This window comes from Herbidospora solisilvae, from assembly GCF_009901565.1.
Taxonomy (GTDB): domain Bacteria; phylum Actinomycetota; class Actinomycetes; order Streptosporangiales; family Streptosporangiaceae; genus Herbidospora; species Herbidospora solisilvae.
Window position 1 is genome coordinate 791,065 of record NZ_WXEW01000001.1, and the last position, 14,787, is coordinate 805,851.

Genomic DNA, 14,787 nt, shown 5'->3' on the forward strand with positions numbered 1-14,787 from the left:
AACTGGGAGCGCTCCCAACTGCGGGTATGTACTTTTTGTAGATTCATGTCCATTTCTACGCCTCTAACCGTTACAGGAGTAACAGTTAGGTTTCGGCATATTGACGGGTGCGTTGCCCATAGTGGACTCTTCGTGGGAGCGCTCCCAACCTGCTGAGCAGTCGGGGATCGGCCGGGAGCCCACCTTCTGTCACAGATTCGGGAACCACCTGAGAGGGGTCCGGAATGATGAACAACACGCGCCGCGGTGTGCTCGCGGCCGTGGCCGCAGGGACGCTGGCCTTCACGGCCGCTGCCTGCGGCGGCGATGAGGCACCCGCAGCGGCACCCAGCGCGGGCGGCTCCGCGGCCCCTGCCGAGAAGATCGAGCTCACGCTGAACACCTTCGGCGGCGGCGAGAACTTCGCCTACGACGACGCCGTGGCGCAGTGGAACGCCGCGCACCCGAACATCCAGGTCAAGTACGTCAACCTGACCGACCGGTTCGAGGACACCTACCTGCCCCAGGTCCTCCAGTGGCTGGAGGCCGGCAGCGGCGCCGGCGACATCATCGGCATGGACGAGGGCGCGATGGGCCTCATGGCCGCCCGCCCGCAGTACTTCGCCGACCTCGGCCAGTACGGCCTCGACAGCCGTAAGGCCGACTTCCCCGCCTACAAGTGGGACACCGGCGTCAACACCGAGGGCAAGCTGTTCGCCCTCGGCACCGACATCGGCGGCATGGCCATGTGCTACCGCACCGACCTGTTCGAGAAGGCCGGCCTGCCGACCAACCGCGACGAGGTCTCCAAGCTCTGGCCGACGTGGAACGACTACCTCGAGGTCGGCAAGAAGTTCAAGGCGAAGGTCCCGGACGCGGGCTTCGTCGACGGCGCCAACACCGTCTACGAGTCGGTGCTGGCCCAGGAGGCCGGCAAGAACGGCGGCCAGATCTACTTCGACAAGAGCCAGCAGCTCATCGTCGACAAGAACCCGGGCGTCAAGGCCGCGTTCGACTACGTCCAGTCGCTCAGCACGGCCGGTCTGACCGCCAAGCTGCGCTCCTGGAGCGAAGAGTGGAACACGGCCATGCAGAAGGGTGGCTTCGCCACCATGGGCTGCCCGTCGTGGATGCTCGGCGTGATCTCCGGCACCTCGGGCGAGGGCAACGCCAAGAAGTGGGACGTCGCGGCGGTGCCCGGCGGCTCCGGCAACTGGGGCGGCTCGTGGCTGATGGTGCCCGCGCAGAGCAAGCACCCGAAGGAGGCCGCCGAGGTCCTCAACTTCCTGACCGGGAAGGAGGGTCAGGTCGCGGCGTTCAAGGAGGGCGGCAACTTCCCGAGCTCCATCCCGGCGCAGCAGGACCCGGCCGTCGCCGAGGCCAAGAACGCCTACTTCAACGACGCCCCGAGCGGCCCCATCTTCGCCGCCTCGGTCGCGCAGCTCTCGCCGGTGTTCTTCGGTGAGAAGCACGCCCAGGTGAAGGCCGCCGTCGGAGAGGTCCTCGTGGGCGCCGACCAGGGCTCGGTCAAGTGGGACGAGGCCTGGACCCGATTCGTGGAGGAGGGCGTGAAGGCCGCGGGCTGACCCCCGGCCGTGCCCGACCGGCCCCTGCACCGAGGGGCCGGTCACTCACTTGAGCGGCCGGATCCCCCCGGCCGCTCCTTCCACGAAAGGTTGACGATGAGCCTCAGCGTCGACGCGGGCTCCCGGACCCGCACGGTGCCACCCGGGCCCCGGCGGCACGCGCGGCCGCCGGGCGGCCGGAGATTCTGGTCCTGGCTGGACCTGCGGGCCACTCCCTATTTGTTCGTCTCGCCCTACTTCATCCTGTTCGCGATCTTCGGCATCTTCCCGCTGATCTTCACCGCCTGGGTGTCGCTGCACGACTGGCAGCTCGCCGGCGACAAGACGTTCATCGGCCTGGAGAACTACACCGAGCTGCTCGCGGACGACAAGTTCTGGAACTCGGTGCTCAACACCGTCGGCATCTTCCTGATCGCGACGGTGCCGCAGCTGGTGCTCGCGCTGCTGCTGGCCAACGCCCTGAACAAGAAACTGCGCGGCCGGCTGGTGCTGCGGCTGAGCGTGCTCGCGCCGCTGATCACCTCGGTGGTGGCGGTCGCGGTGGTCTTCACCCAGCTGTACGGCCGCGACTACGGCATCGTCAACTGGGTGCTGGGCTGGTTCGGGGTCGACCCGATCCACTGGCAGAACCAGAAGTGGTCGTCGTGGATCGCCATCGCGACCATGGTCGACTGGCGCTGGACCGGCTACAACGCGATCATCTACCTGGCCGCGATGCAGACGATCCCCAAGGACCTCTACGAGGCCGCCGCGATCGACGGCGCCTCCCCGCGCCGCCAGTTCTGGGGCATCACGGTCCCGCTGCTCAAGCCCACGATCATCTTCACCGTCATCGTCTCGACGATCGGCGGTTTCACCCTGTTCGCCGAACCGGTGATGTTCGGCGCCGGCCTGATGACCGGCGGCACGACGGGCCAGTTCCAGACGGTGGCCATGTTCATCGTCAAGGAGGGCTTCCGGGACTTCCAGTACGGCTACGCCGCGGCCGCGGCCTGGATCCTGTTCCTGCTCATCATGATCACCGCGTTGATCAACTTCGCCATCGTCCGCGGCATCGGGAGATCACGATGACGACGATCACACACCGGGCGCCCCGGGCCCCGCGCACCGCCGGGGCCGGAACCTCGCGCCTCGACCCGTTCCGCGCGACCGTCCTGACCAAGGCGAGCCTCGCCCTGGCCATCTTCCTGTCGATCTTCCCGATCTACTGGATGATCGTCATCGCGACGCGCACCAACGAGGACGCGCACAGCATGCCGCCGCCGCTGCTGCCGGCCGGCAACCTGGGCGAGAACATCAGGGCCGTCTTCGAGGCCGAGAACGCCCACTTCATGACGGGCATCATCAACTCGATCATCATCGCCTGCACGGTGACGATCGGCATCGTGATCATCTCGACCCTGGCCGGGTTCGCCTTCGCCTCGCTCACCTTCAGGGGCCGCAACCTGCTGCTGCTGTCGGTCGTGCTGACCATGATGGTGCCGCTCCAGCAGATGGGCATCGTGCCGCTCTACCAGATGATGGTGACGCTGGGCTGGACGAACACCCTCAAGGCGGTCATCTTGCCGTTCCTCGTGAACGGGTTCGGGGTGTTCCTCATGACGCAGTACACGCGCCAGGCCGTACCGAGGGAACTGGTCGAGGCCGCGCGCGTCGACGGCGCGAGCACCCTGCGCATCTGGTGGAACGTCGCGGTGCCGGCGGTGCGGCCCGGCATGGCGGTGCTGGCGATCCAGACGTTCATGCTGATCTGGAACGAGTTCCTCTGGCCTCTCATCGTGCTCACGCCGGACAATCCGACCGTGCAGGTCGCGCTGAGGGCCCTGAACGACCGTTACTCGACCAACTACGTGCTCATCTTCGCGGGCACTACGGTGTCGATCATTCCTCTTCTGCTGGTATTCGTCTTTTTCGGCCGCCAGATCATCGGCGGACTCATGGAAGGTGCGGTCAAGGAGTGACCCAGAACACAGAGACCCAGATCGACACCCCTGGTCTGGTCTTCCCCACCGGCTTCGTCTGGGGCAGCGCGACGTCGGCCTACCAGATCGAAGGCGCCCTCACGGCCGACGGCCGCGGCCGTTCCATCTGGGACACCTTCGTGGCGCAACCCGGGCGGGTCGTCGAGGGCGACGACGCCTCGGTCGCGATCGACCACTACAACCGCTACCGCGACGACGTGCGGCTGATGGCCGACCTGGGGCTGACCGCCTACCGGTTCTCGGTCTCCTGGACCCGCATCCAGCCCGACGGCAAGGGCGAGGTCAACCCCAAGGGCCTCGACTTCTACAAGCGGCTGGTCGACGAGCTGCTCTCCTACGGCATCTCGCCGTGGGTGACGCTCTACCACTGGGACCTGCCCCAGGCCCTGGAAGACGACGGCGGGTGGCCGTCGCGCGACCTGTCGAAGCGCTTCGCGGACTTCGCCGCCATCGTGCACGGCGCCCTCGGCGACCGGGTCGCCAACTGGGCAACGGTCAACGAGCCGTGGTGCGCGGCGTTCCTGGGCTACTCCTCGGGCGAGCACGCCCCCGGCCGCCGGGTCCCGGCGGAGTCGATCAAGGCGGCCCACCACCTGAACCTGGCCCACGGCCTGGCCGTCCAGGCGATGCGGGCCCAGCGCGCCGACACCCGGATCGGCGGCTGCGTCAACCTGTACGCGATCAGCCCGCAGACCGACAGCGAGGCCGACCGCGACGCCGCCCGCCGCATCGACGGCGTGCAGAACCGCTTCTTCCTCGACGCCATCATGCGCGGCCGTTACCCGCAGGACGTCCTCGACGACCTGACGCCGCTGATCGCGCCGGAGGAGTACATCAAGGACGGCGACCTGGAGCTGATCGCGGCCCCGCTCGACATGCTGCTGATCAACTACTACAGCCGCTTCACCGTCACCGGCGCCGAGGGCGGCACCAAGTCGGCGTCGGCGGCCCCCACCGACACCGGCTCGGCGTGGCCCGGCAACGAGCACGTCGGCTTCGTCAACGGCGGCCGTCCGGTCACCGGCATGGGCTGGGAGGTCGACGGCGGCGGCCTGTACGAGGTCCTCACCCGCCTGCGCGACGAGTACCCCGCCATCCCTCTGTACATTTCAGAGAACGGCGCCGCCTACGACGACGTGGTCACCGAAGACGGCGCGATCCACGACGTCGAACGCCAGGCCTACATCGACACCCACCTGAGGGTCTGCCACCAGGCCATCGAGGCGGGGGTTCCGCTGGAGGGCTACTTCGCCTGGTCGCTCATGGACAATTTCGAGTGGGCGTGGGGTTATGGCAAGAGATTCGGCCTAGTGTACGTGGACTATCCAACCCAGACGCGCATCCTGAAAGATAGCGCTCTCTGGTACGCCGAGACCATCCGGCACGGGGGCCTCCGGGGTCCGGCACAATAGCGTGAACGTGGTGAGGGGGCAGGACTGATGAACGGGGACCGCCGGTCGGTCGCGCGACCGACGCTCGAAGCCGTCGCCGCGCGTGCCGGTGTCGGGCGAGGAACGGTTTCACGGGTCATCAACGGCTCGCCGAAGGTGAGCGAGAAGGCCCGCGACGCCGTCCTGCTCGCGATCGACGAGCTCGGATACGTCCCCAACCGGGCGGCCCGCACCCTCGTCACCAACCGGACCGACACCATCGCGCTGGTGGTGTCGGAATCCGAGCAGCGCGTGTTCGACGAGCCCTACTTCGCCGGCCTGATCAGGGGAATCGGGTCGGCGCTGGCCGAGACGGGCCTGCAGCTCATCCTGAGCATGGCCCAGAACCGCAACGAACACGACCGTCTGGAGCACTACCTGACCGGGCAGCACGTCGACGGCGTCCTGCTGACCTCGGTCCACGGCGCCGACCCCCTGCCGGGACGTCTCGAAGAGCTCGGCGTGCCCACCGTCCTCGGTGGCCGCCCCGTGGGGCTCAACCCCTACAGCTACGTCGACATGGACAACCGGGCGGGGGCCCGGCAGGCGGTCAAATACCTTCTCGGCAAGGGCCGCACCCGCATCGCGACCATCGCCGGTCCCCAGGACATGGGCGTGGGCGTCGACCGACTGGCCGGCTACCGCGACGCCCTCCTCGCGACCGGGCTGACCGAACGCGTCGCCTACGGCGACTTCTCCGAGGAGAGCGGCTCGACGGCGATGCGCGAACTGCTCGACCGCCACCCCGAACTCGACGCCGTCTTCGCGGCCTCCGACCCGATGGCGGTCGGCGCGCTGCGGGTGCTGCGCGAGCGGGGGTGCGCGATCCCGCAGGACGTCGCGCTGATCGGCTTCGAGGACTCGAAGGTGGCCCTGCACACCGAGCCGCCGCTGACCAGCGTCCACCAGCCGACCGAGGCGATGGGCCGGCAGATGGTGCAGCTCCTCGTCGCCCGCATCAACGGCGAGCCGCTGGAGCAGCCGGTCGTCATCCTCGACACCCACCTGGTGATCAGGGCCTCGACCTGATCCTGGCGCCGCCCGTCTCGTGCGGGGCCAGCGCGGCCCGCAGCTCGCTCCGCTTGGCGACGCCGAGTTTGACGTACACGCGTTGCAGATGGTTGTTGACCGTGCGCACCGACAGTCCCAGCGTCTCCGCGATCTCCTTGCTGGGCGCGCGCCCGGCCGCCAGCAGGGCGATCTCCCGTTCGCGGTCGGTGAGGTGGACCGCGGGCGTGGCGGCGCGAAGGATCGTGGGACGGGCGCCTTCGCAGCGGGTGAGCAGGGCGGCGGCCCGTCCGGCGGCCCACGCGGCGCGGCGGGGGCTGGCCGCACGGTCCCACAGGGCGGCGGCCGCGGTCTCCGCTTCGGCGGCCATGAGATCGGCGCCGGCCACCTCGAACTCGGCGGCGACGGCGTGGAGCCGGGCGGGATCCTCGTCGGCGAAGGCCGCGCAGAAACGGGCGAAGACGCCGACGAGCACGCTGTCGCACCCGGCGGCGAGTTCGGCCAGCCGTGGAGCGGCCTGCCTCGCACCGGCGGCGCCGAACCTGACCATCTCCTTCAGAAGCAGGGCTTCCACGAGCGGCAGACCGCGGTCACGGGCGGCCCGCACCCCCTCGTGGAGAAGCGACCGCGCTTCGGACAACCGCCCCGCGGCGGCGTGGCACAGGACCGGGCCGATGAGTTCGGTGTCGGCCAGGGAGACCATCGACGGGTAGGTCTCCGCTTCCAGGACGGCGCGTTCGGCCGCCTCCAGATCACCGAGCACGACCGCGCACGCCGCCAGCCCTCCCAGGCTCGGCCGCATGCCCTTGACCTGGTTGTGCGCCCGAGCCAGCGCGGTGGCCTCGGCGAATCGGCGGCGGGCGCTGCGGGGACGGCCGGCGTTCCATTCGGCCCGCCCCAGCGCCAGGGCGAGCCACAACTGCGTCAGCGGCACGGTGTCGGCCGCGGCCGCGAGTTCGGTGTAGGCGCCCTGCCCGACGTCGAGCGCCTCGGCGATCCGGCCCTGGCTGGTGAGCGCCCTCGTCACCGAGATCAGTTGGGAGGCCGGATGCGGGAAGAGCGCGCGGTCACCCACCTTCAGATGCTCTCCATGGGCGCGCCGCGCCCAGGCGGCCGCCTCCCCGGTCCGGCCGAGCAGCTCCATGGCCAGCGGTTTCATCATGGCCGCGAAGAGCCAGGCCACGGGATCGGCGGTCTGCGGGACATCCTCGCCCAGGTCCTCCAGCAGGGCCAGCGCGCGCTCGGCTTCGCCGGAGGCGGCCCTCATCGCGGCCTCGTTGTGGCGGAGCATGCGCCGGCTCTCCGGCTGAGTGGCCCGCGCGGCCGCCTCGTCGTTGACGCGGAAGGCGTCCTCACTCCGGGCCGCCCCCCAGAACAGATTGAACGTGCGGGCCAGCGCCACCGCCAGGTTCTCCTGCTCGGTGCGGGCGAGCGCGCGGGCCCGCACGAGGGTCTGCTCGGCGCGGCGCGCGTCCCCCGTCTCCATGAAGGCCTCGCCGAGCATGAGCAGGGTGGCGCAGGTGTGCCGGTCGGCGGGGAGCGCCTGGAGGAGCACGCTCGCCTGCGTGTAGTCGTGGGCGTAGCGGGCCAGGGCCGCGGCCTGCCCGAGCAGTTCCGGGTCGGCCGTTCCGGTCGCGGCGAGTTGCCACGAGGCGATGCGCAGGGCGTCGTCCCAGCGCCGCGCCCGCCACGCCGTCGTCCGCTCGATCTGCTGGAGCAGCAGTTCACGGCGGCGGAGCACCGGCATCGTGGCGCGGAGGATCTCGCCGAACAGGGGGTGTGCCAGCACCACCGACCGGCGTCGTCCGTCGTCCTGGCGCCGGAGCAGACCGGCGTCCACGAGCGCGCCGATCACGTCCGCGGGGCCGGCGTCGGCCGGTGACAGAGGCTCGCAGAGCGCCGCCAGTTCGAGGACGGGCCGGGCGGCCGGACCGGCGGCGGCGAGCCGGGCGCCGACCAGGTCCGAGAGCCGCTCGGTGCCGGAGCCGTGGGTTCCGGTCGGCCGCCAGAGCTCGCCGTCGTTGACCAAAGCGCCGCGCGTGACCGCGCCGATGACCAGTTCGCGCAGGAAGAGGGCGTTCCCGCCCGAGATGCCGTGGAGGCGTTCCAGGGTGTTCAGCGCCACCGGCAGTTCCAGGACCGCCTCGACCAGCCGCTCCGTCTCCTCCCGGGTGAACACCTCCATCTCCATCCGGCGGACGCGCCGGACGTCGCACAGCGCCTGAACGGCGGGGGCCGGTGACTCGCCGGTACGGAGGGTCGCCAGCAACCACACGACCCGCGACTCCACCAGCCGCCGCAGCAGCAGCGCGGAGGTGGTGTCCAGGGCGTGCAGGTCGTCGGCGAGGACCACCAGAGGCAGCCCGTCGCGGTGGGTCATGCGGGCGGCGACCTTGGCGAAGCCCGACACCGGATCGGACAGGTCGATTCCGGCGGGCACGATGGGCGCGACCGCTCCCAGCGGGACGGCCGCCGCCGCGGTGCTGGCGGTCACCCTCGCCGTCCGGTGGCCGATGGCCTTCGCCCGGCCGAGACACTCCTCGGCGAAGCGGGACTTGCCCACCCCCATCGGCCCCGACACCACCAGGCCCCGGCAGTCGTCGTCCGCCAGCCCCGCGAGGAAGGACTCCAACTGCTCGACGCGTCCGACGAAGACGTCCTCGACGCCGAGCATGGGCTCTCCCGTTCACGTACGCGAGGGGTACGGGTCAAGGAGAATACATAGTCGCCAGGTTAAGGCTTTCCGCTGCTCCGGAGTCGTCCGGGTTAAACCTTCCTCCGCGCGTGCTCAGGGGCGTAGCGCGCGCAGGGTGCGCTCCCCGCCGGGATCGCCGCTCGTGGCGGGGAATATCGCGATCTCGTCCACCCCCGCCGCCGCGTACTCGGCGATCCGGTCTCGGATCGTCGGCACGTCACCGACCAGCGCCACCGTCTCGGCGAGTTCCCGGGGAACCGCTCTCAGCACCTCCTTCAACGGAGCCCCGCCACGGGCGAGGGCGACCAGGTCCGCGAACCCCGCCGCCGAGAACATCTCGGCGTAGCCGGGGGCCGATACGTAGGGGACGAAGCCCCTGGCGAGCTGGGCGTAGGTCTCCGGCCGGGGATCGACGGCGGCGGGAAGCCAGGCCGCCAGGGCGGGCCGGGGGCCAGGGCTCGCCGCGTCGAGCAGCGTCCGCAGCGCGGCGGCCTGGGCCGCCGACACCATGTTGACGGCCATCCGATCGGCGTGCCGCGCGGCCGTGGCGACGGCTCTCGGGCCGAACGCCGCCACGGTCAGCGGGCCGCCGGGCGGCGGCAGCCGGAGCCGGAAACCGTCGGTCCGGACCAGCTCTCCGTCGAAGGAGCCCCGCTCCCCCGCGAGCAGAGGCCTGATGGCTCGCGCGGTCTCCTCCAGCGAGAGCCCCGGACGGGCCCGGGACCGCCCGTGCCACCGCTCGACCACAGTGGTGCTGGACGTGCCGAGCGCCACCCCCACCCGCCGGCCGGTGAGCGCCGCCACGGAAGCCGCGCCCATCGCGATCCCCGCCGGGCCCCGCACGGCCACGGCGAGCGGCCCCACCGTCAGCGCGATCCGCGTGGTCCGGATCCCGACGGCGGCGGCCAGGGCGAAGGCGTCCCAGGTGGACACCTCGCCGATCCACAACTCCTCGTAGCCCGCCCGGTCGGCCAGCAAGGCGGTGCTCAACGCCTCCTCGGCCGGGCTGTCCAGCCACATCCCCACGACTGCGCTGATCCTCATTTCGGCTCCTCTCCCGGGTGGGCCGCCATGCCCAGGCGCTCGAGCACGTATTCGGCGAGGGAGGCGACCGTCGGCCGGACCCAGAGCGCTCCCGTCGGGATGTCGAGCCGGACCGCCGTCCTGATCCGGTGGTTCAGCCGCACCGCGAGCAGCGAGTCCAGGCCGAGCAGCACCAGTGATCCGTGCGGGTCGAGCCGCCCGGCGACACCGAGGATGTCCGCCGCCTCCGCCGCCACCCGGGCCTGCACGGCCATCAGCCGCCCGTGGCCGGACTCGATCGCGCGGAGTTCGTCCAGCAGGTCGGGCGGGGTGTCCCGCGCCTGGACCCGGGCGGTCGCGAAGAAGGGACGGCGGGCCGCGTCCGGATATCCGGCCAGCAGGACCGGGACGTTGTGCCGGTCGTAGCCCGTCACGGGCGCGTCGGGGGTGAGCAGCCGTTCGAAGGCCGCCGCCCCTTCGGCGGGCGAGATCATCGAATGTCCCGCGGCGGCCAGCCCGACCCCGCGCCCGACCCCGCGCCATGCTCCCCAGCTGATCGCCGCACCGGGCAGTCCCTGGGCCCGCCGCCACGCCGCGAAGGCCTCCAACCAGGCGTTCGCGGCGGCGTACGCGCCCTGTCCCGGCGACCCGACCAGGCCCGCCAGGGAGGAGAACCCCACCCAGAAGTCCAGTTCGTGCCCGAGTGTCGCGTGGTGGAGCCGCCACGCCCCGGCGACCTTGGCCCGCCACACGCGCTCGACGAGGCCGGGCCCGGTCCGGCCGAGCGTGGCATCGGCGATGACGGCCGCCGCGTGCACGACCCCGCGCAGCCGGTGGCCGTGCGCGGTGGCCGCGGCGACCAGCCGCTCGGCGACGCCCAGCGCCGCGATGTCGCCCGGCACGACCTCGACGCGGGCGCCCAGGGCGCGCATGGCCTCGACGGCCCGGAGCGCCTCGGGGCCCGGCGCGGTCCGGCCGTTGAGGACGACGGCGCCCGCGCCGCGTTCCGCCAGCCGTCCGGCGGTGACGAGTCCCAGCCCGCCGAGGCCGCCGGTCACGATGTAGGCACCGTCACCCTCGGGCGCGGCCGTACGGACAGGCGGGAGCGCCCGGCCCAGCCGGGCGGTGTACCGGACGCCGTCGCGGAGGGCGATCTCGTCCGCGGGGGCGGCTGCGGCGATCTCCTCGTCGATCCGGGAGGGCCCGGTGGCGTCGTCCACGTCGAGCAGGGTGACCCGGAGCTCCGGATGCTCGTACGCGGCGGTGCGCACCAGCCCCCGCAGGCCCGCGTGCGTGAGGTTGGGGGACTCCCCGGGAAGCACCGGCACGGCGGAGCGGGTGACGACCCAGATGCGGGGCGGCGGGCCCGGCGCGGCGGCCGACGCGCGGATGACGTCGATCAGCCCTTCCGCCGCCGCCCTCGCGGCGTCCACCCCGCCGGCCGGGTGGTCGTCCGGACGGTGGACCACCGCCGGGGCGTCCCCGGAGACCGCGCCGCCGGCCGGCTCCGGCTCCCAGCGGACTTCCAGGAGCCGGTCCGCGAACTCCTCCGCGCCCAGCTCTCGCTCGACGTGCCGGACCTGGAACCCCTCGACCTCGGCCAGCACCGTCCCAGCTCCGTCGAGCAGCCGGAAGGACGCCGTACACGAACGTTCGTCGAACGACTCCAGCACCGTGTGGCAATAGCGGGCGTCGCGGGTGCGGCCGAAGACCCGGATCGCCCGGATGCCGACCGGCAGGATGGCGCCGTCGGCGATCTCGGTGGCGCCGAGCCAGCAGGCGAGCACGGTCTGCGCGCACCCGTCGAGGAGCACGGGATGCCAGCGCAGGTGACGCGCGCCCACGGTGGCCGCGTCGTCGAGCCGGAGGTGGCCGAGCGCGGCGCGCCTCCCCTCCTCGGTCTGGATCCGGAAGAGCGGCCGGAAGACCGGGCCGTAGTCGAGCCCGAAGCGCTGACGGCAGGTGGCGTAGAACTCCCCCGGTTCCACGTCCCCGCCCCGGCCGGTGAGGTACGCGTGGATGTCGGCCGCGGGCGGCCGCGCCGGTTCGGCGCACGCCGAGAGGGTGGCGGCCGCGTGGACGACACGGCGGTCGCCGGCGCCGGTGCCCAGCGTCCACCGGCCCTCGCCCCGGACCAGCGCGTTGACCTCGACCTCGGCCGTCAGCGGGAGCACGGCGCGCAGTTCGACGTCGGTGATCTCGACCGGCCCGTCGCCGTAGAGGTCGGCGCAGGCGGCGAGGGCCATCTCGCAGACGGCGGCGGCGGGCAGCACCGGCACACCCGAGACCCGGTGGTCGGCCAGCCAGGGCAGCGGGCCGGTGCCCAGGGTAGCGCGCCAGAGATGACGGCCCGGGTCCTCCGGATCCGGCGCGTGCACGCCGAGCAGGGCGTTGCGCTCCAGGCCGGGCTGTCCGGGGTGGCGTACCGGGTAGGTGCGGGCGGCCCAGCGGGTCCGTTCCCAGGTGGTGGGAGGCGGGTCGACGAGTTCGCCTGCGCCGTACCGCCGCCGCCAGTCCACCGGATGGCCGAGGCAGTGGGTGGCGGCGACCTGGGTGGCGAGGGCGAGCCGCTCGTCGTCGGTCGCGCGCCGCAGGGTGGGCAGGACGTGCGCGTCGGCGTAGCCGGTGTCCGCGAGCGTCTCGGTGATCGCGTGTTTGAGTATCGGGTGAGGCGCGACCTCCAGGAAGAGCCGGTGCCCGTCGGCGGCCGCCGCCTCCACCGCCGCGGCCAGCCGGACCGGGTGCCGCTGGTTGGCCAGCCAGTAGTCCGCGTCGAGCGGCCCCGGAGCACGGGGGTCGGGGCGCACCGTCGTGTAGAGCGGGATCCCGGGTTCACGAGGGGTGATCCCGGCGAGGGCCAGGCGCAGTTCCGGCAGGAACTGCTCCATCTGGGCCGTGTGGGAGGCCACGTCCACATTGACGAGCCGGGCCAGGACGTCCTGCCTGGTCCAGCGGTCGACCATCGCTCTGACCTGGCCGGGCGGGCCGCCGACGACGGCCGACCGGGGTGCGGCGAGCACGGCGATCTCCACCTCATCGGCCCCGGCGGCGGCCAGGTCGCGCCTGATCTGGGCGGCGGGCAGGTTCACCGAGGCCATCAGCCCCTGCCCGGCCACCCGCCGGACGGCGGCCGACCGCCGGCAGATGACGGTCACGGCGTCCGCCGGGCCGAGGGCGCCGGCCACGACGGCGGCGGCCACCTCGCCCATCGAATGGCCGATGACCGCGGCGGGACGCGCTCCCCAGGAACACAGGCTCCGGGCCATCGCCACCTGCGTCGCGAAGAGCACGGGCTGGACGTGGTCGATGCGGGTCACCTCTGCCCGGGAGGCCAGGACGTCGCGGACCGAGATGCCGGCTTCCGCCCGGATCAAGGGCTCCAGCTCGTCGATCGCCTCGGTGAACGCGGCGTCCCGGTCGAGCAGCGACGCCCCCATGCCCGGCCACTGCGAGCCCTGCCCGGAGAACACCCAGACCGGCCCCGCGCCGGGCCGCGTCCCCGCGAACCCCTCGGTCACGCCGGGGGTGACCTGGCCGTCCCCGTAGGAGCGCAGCCGTCGCACGGCCTCCTCTCCCGTCGCCGCCACGACCGCCAGCCGGTGCGGGCCGTGCGACCGTCGGACGGCCAGGGTGTGGGCGAGGTCGTCCGGCACGACGCGACGGCCGGTCAGCCAGTCGGCCAGCCGGCCGGCGGAAGGGGCGAGCGCGCCCGCCGACGACGCCGACATCAGGAACACCCGGGGTCCGTCGTCCTCCGCGGCCGGTCCGGCCGCGGGCGCCTCGGGCGGCTGTTCGACCAGGAGATGGACGTTGGTGCCGCCCAGCCCGTAGGAGCAGACGGCGGCCAGCCGGGGGCCTCCGTCCACGGGCCACGGGGTCAGCTCGGTCGGCACGAACAGGCGGGTGCCGGTCGGGTCGATCGAGCTGTTCCACTCCCGGAAATGCAGGTTCGGGGGGATGTACCCGGAGTTGACGCAGAGAGCGGCTTTCAGGAGGGCGGCCAGTCCGGAGGCGGGTTCGGTGTGCCCGATGGAGCTCTTGACCGCGCCCAGAGCGCACCGGCCGCGACCCTGGCCGTACACCGCCGAGATCGACTCGAACTCCACCGGATCGCCCACCCTCGTGCCGGGCGCGTGCGCCTCGACCAGCCCGACGTCGGCGGGGTCCACCCCGGCTCGCGCCAGCGCGGCGTTGAACGCCGTGCGCTGGCCCACCGGGGAGGGCGCCGTCATCCGGGACGTCTGCCCGTCGGTGCTGATCGCCGACCCGCGGATCACCGCGAGGATCCGGTCGCCGTCCCGTTCCGCGTCCGCCAGCCGTTTCAGCACGACGGCCCCGCAGCCCTCCCCCCGCACGTAACCGTCCGCCGCCTGGTCGAACGCGTGGCATCGTCCGGTCGGTGACAGCAGCCAGCGGGCGGTCAGATTGTGCACCTCGGGCGCGGTGATCAGCATCACCCCGGCGGCCACCGCCAGATCGCACTCGCCCAGACGCAGGCTCTGACAGGCGAGATGCGTCGCCACCAGGCTGGACGAGCACGCCGTGTCCACCGCGACGGTCGGGCCGCGCCAGTCCATCAGGAACGCCACCCGGCCCACCGAGATGCCGTGCATGTTGCCCATCATCGAGAACCAGGACGTGCTCTGGTCGGTGGGCCGGTGGGTGCGGAGCAGATAGTCGTTCTGCGACATCGCGGCGAACACCCCCGTGTCGCTCCCCCGCAACCCGTCGACCGGCACACCCGCGTGCTCGCACGCCTCCCACACGAGCTCCATCAACATGCGGTGCTGAGGGTCGAGCCAGGGCGCCTCCTCCTTGTTGACGGCCAGCGCGGCGGGGTCGTAGGCCAGCGGATCCTGGGAGAGGAAGCAGCCCATGGCCGCCTTCGCGGCGTCGTCCGGGTCGCCGGCGCCCTCGGTCGCCAGGTCCCACCGGTCCGGCGGCACCCGCGAGACGGTCTCCCTGCCGGAGACCAGAAGATCCCAGAAGGAGTCGAGGGAGTCGACGTCACCGGCGTAACGGCAGGAGGCGCCGATCATGGCGATCGGGGCGTCGGCTGAGAACGTCATGCAGAGTCTCCGAAT

8 protein-coding genes are annotated in these 14,787 nt (G+C 72.1%); 5 read left to right on the plus strand and 3 right to left on the minus strand.

Annotated features, from left to right (window positions below; translation table 11 throughout):
* The first annotated feature begins 227 nt into the window (after positions 1 to 227).
* From GT755_RS03415 to GT755_RS03435, 5 genes are all read left to right on the plus strand, one after another.
* Entirely contained in the window at positions 228 to 1,565 is a 1,338-nt protein-coding gene (locus GT755_RS03415; RefSeq protein WP_235965792.1) for an ABC transporter substrate-binding protein, read from the plus strand.
* Positions 1,566 to 1,661: 96 nt separating this feature from the next.
* Positions 1,662 to 2,636 (plus strand): carbohydrate ABC transporter permease, encoded by a 975-nt coding sequence (locus tag GT755_RS03420; protein ID WP_161478203.1) that lies wholly within the window; start codon positions 1,662 to 1,664, stop codon positions 2,634 to 2,636.
* Positions 2,633 to 3,526 (plus strand): carbohydrate ABC transporter permease, encoded by an 894-nt coding sequence (locus tag GT755_RS03425; RefSeq protein WP_161478204.1) that lies wholly within the window; start codon positions 2,633 to 2,635, stop codon positions 3,524 to 3,526. The genes GT755_RS03420 and GT755_RS03425 overlap by 4 nt, the downstream gene beginning before the upstream one ends.
* Complete coding sequence (locus GT755_RS03430; RefSeq protein WP_161478205.1) at positions 3,523 to 4,959, plus strand: GH1 family beta-glucosidase; 1,437 nt, start codon at positions 3,523 to 3,525, stop codon at positions 4,957 to 4,959. The genes GT755_RS03425 and GT755_RS03430 overlap by 4 nt, the downstream gene beginning before the upstream one ends.
* A gap of 27 nt (positions 4,960 to 4,986) precedes the next feature.
* A complete protein-coding gene (locus GT755_RS03435) occupies positions 4,987 to 6,006 on the plus strand; it encodes a LacI family DNA-binding transcriptional regulator (protein ID WP_161478206.1) in 1,020 nt (339 codons plus the stop codon).
* Here the strand turns inward: GT755_RS03435 and GT755_RS03440 are convergent.
* From GT755_RS03440 to GT755_RS03450, 3 genes are all read right to left on the minus strand, one after another.
* Positions 5,990 to 8,659, minus strand: coding sequence for a helix-turn-helix transcriptional regulator (locus GT755_RS03440; protein WP_161478207.1), 2,670 nt, complete (start codon positions 8,657 to 8,659; stop codon positions 5,990 to 5,992). The two genes, GT755_RS03435 and GT755_RS03440, sit on opposite strands and share 17 nt — an antisense overlap.
* A 114-nt stretch (positions 8,660 to 8,773) precedes the next feature.
* Positions 8,774 to 9,724 carry an LLM class F420-dependent oxidoreductase gene (locus GT755_RS03445; RefSeq protein ID WP_161478208.1) on the minus strand — a complete coding sequence of 317 codons (951 nt, stop codon included), beginning with the start codon at positions 9,722 to 9,724 and terminating at the stop codon, positions 8,774 to 8,776.
* Positions 9,721 to 14,772, minus strand: coding sequence for a type I polyketide synthase (locus GT755_RS03450; protein WP_161478209.1), 5,052 nt, complete (start codon positions 14,770 to 14,772; stop codon positions 9,721 to 9,723). The genes GT755_RS03445 and GT755_RS03450 overlap by 4 nt, the downstream gene beginning before the upstream one ends.
* Positions 14,773 to 14,787 lie beyond the last annotated feature (15 nt).

Coding starts and splice junctions, on each gene's coding strand:
- GT755_RS03415 (WP_235965792.1), top strand. CDS start 228: ATGAACAACACGCGCCGCGGTGTGCTCGCGGCCGTGGCCGCAGGGACG.
- GT755_RS03420 (WP_161478203.1), top strand. CDS start 1,662: ATGAGCCTCAGCGTCGACGCGGGCTCCCGGACCCGCACGGTGCCACCC.
- GT755_RS03425 (WP_161478204.1), top strand. CDS start 2,633: ATGACGACGATCACACACCGGGCGCCCCGGGCCCCGCGCACCGCCGGG.
- GT755_RS03435 (WP_161478206.1), top strand. CDS start 4,987: ATGAACGGGGACCGCCGGTCGGTCGCGCGACCGACGCTCGAAGCCGTC.
- GT755_RS03440 (WP_161478207.1), bottom strand. CDS start 8,659: ATGCTCGGCGTCGAGGACGTCTTCGTCGGACGCGTCGAGCAGTTGGAG.
- GT755_RS03445 (WP_161478208.1), bottom strand. CDS start 9,724: ATGAGGATCAGCGCAGTCGTGGGGATGTGGCTGGACAGCCCGGCCGAG.
- GT755_RS03450 (WP_161478209.1), bottom strand. CDS start 14,772: ATGACGTTCTCAGCCGACGCCCCGATCGCCATGATCGGCGCCTCCTGC.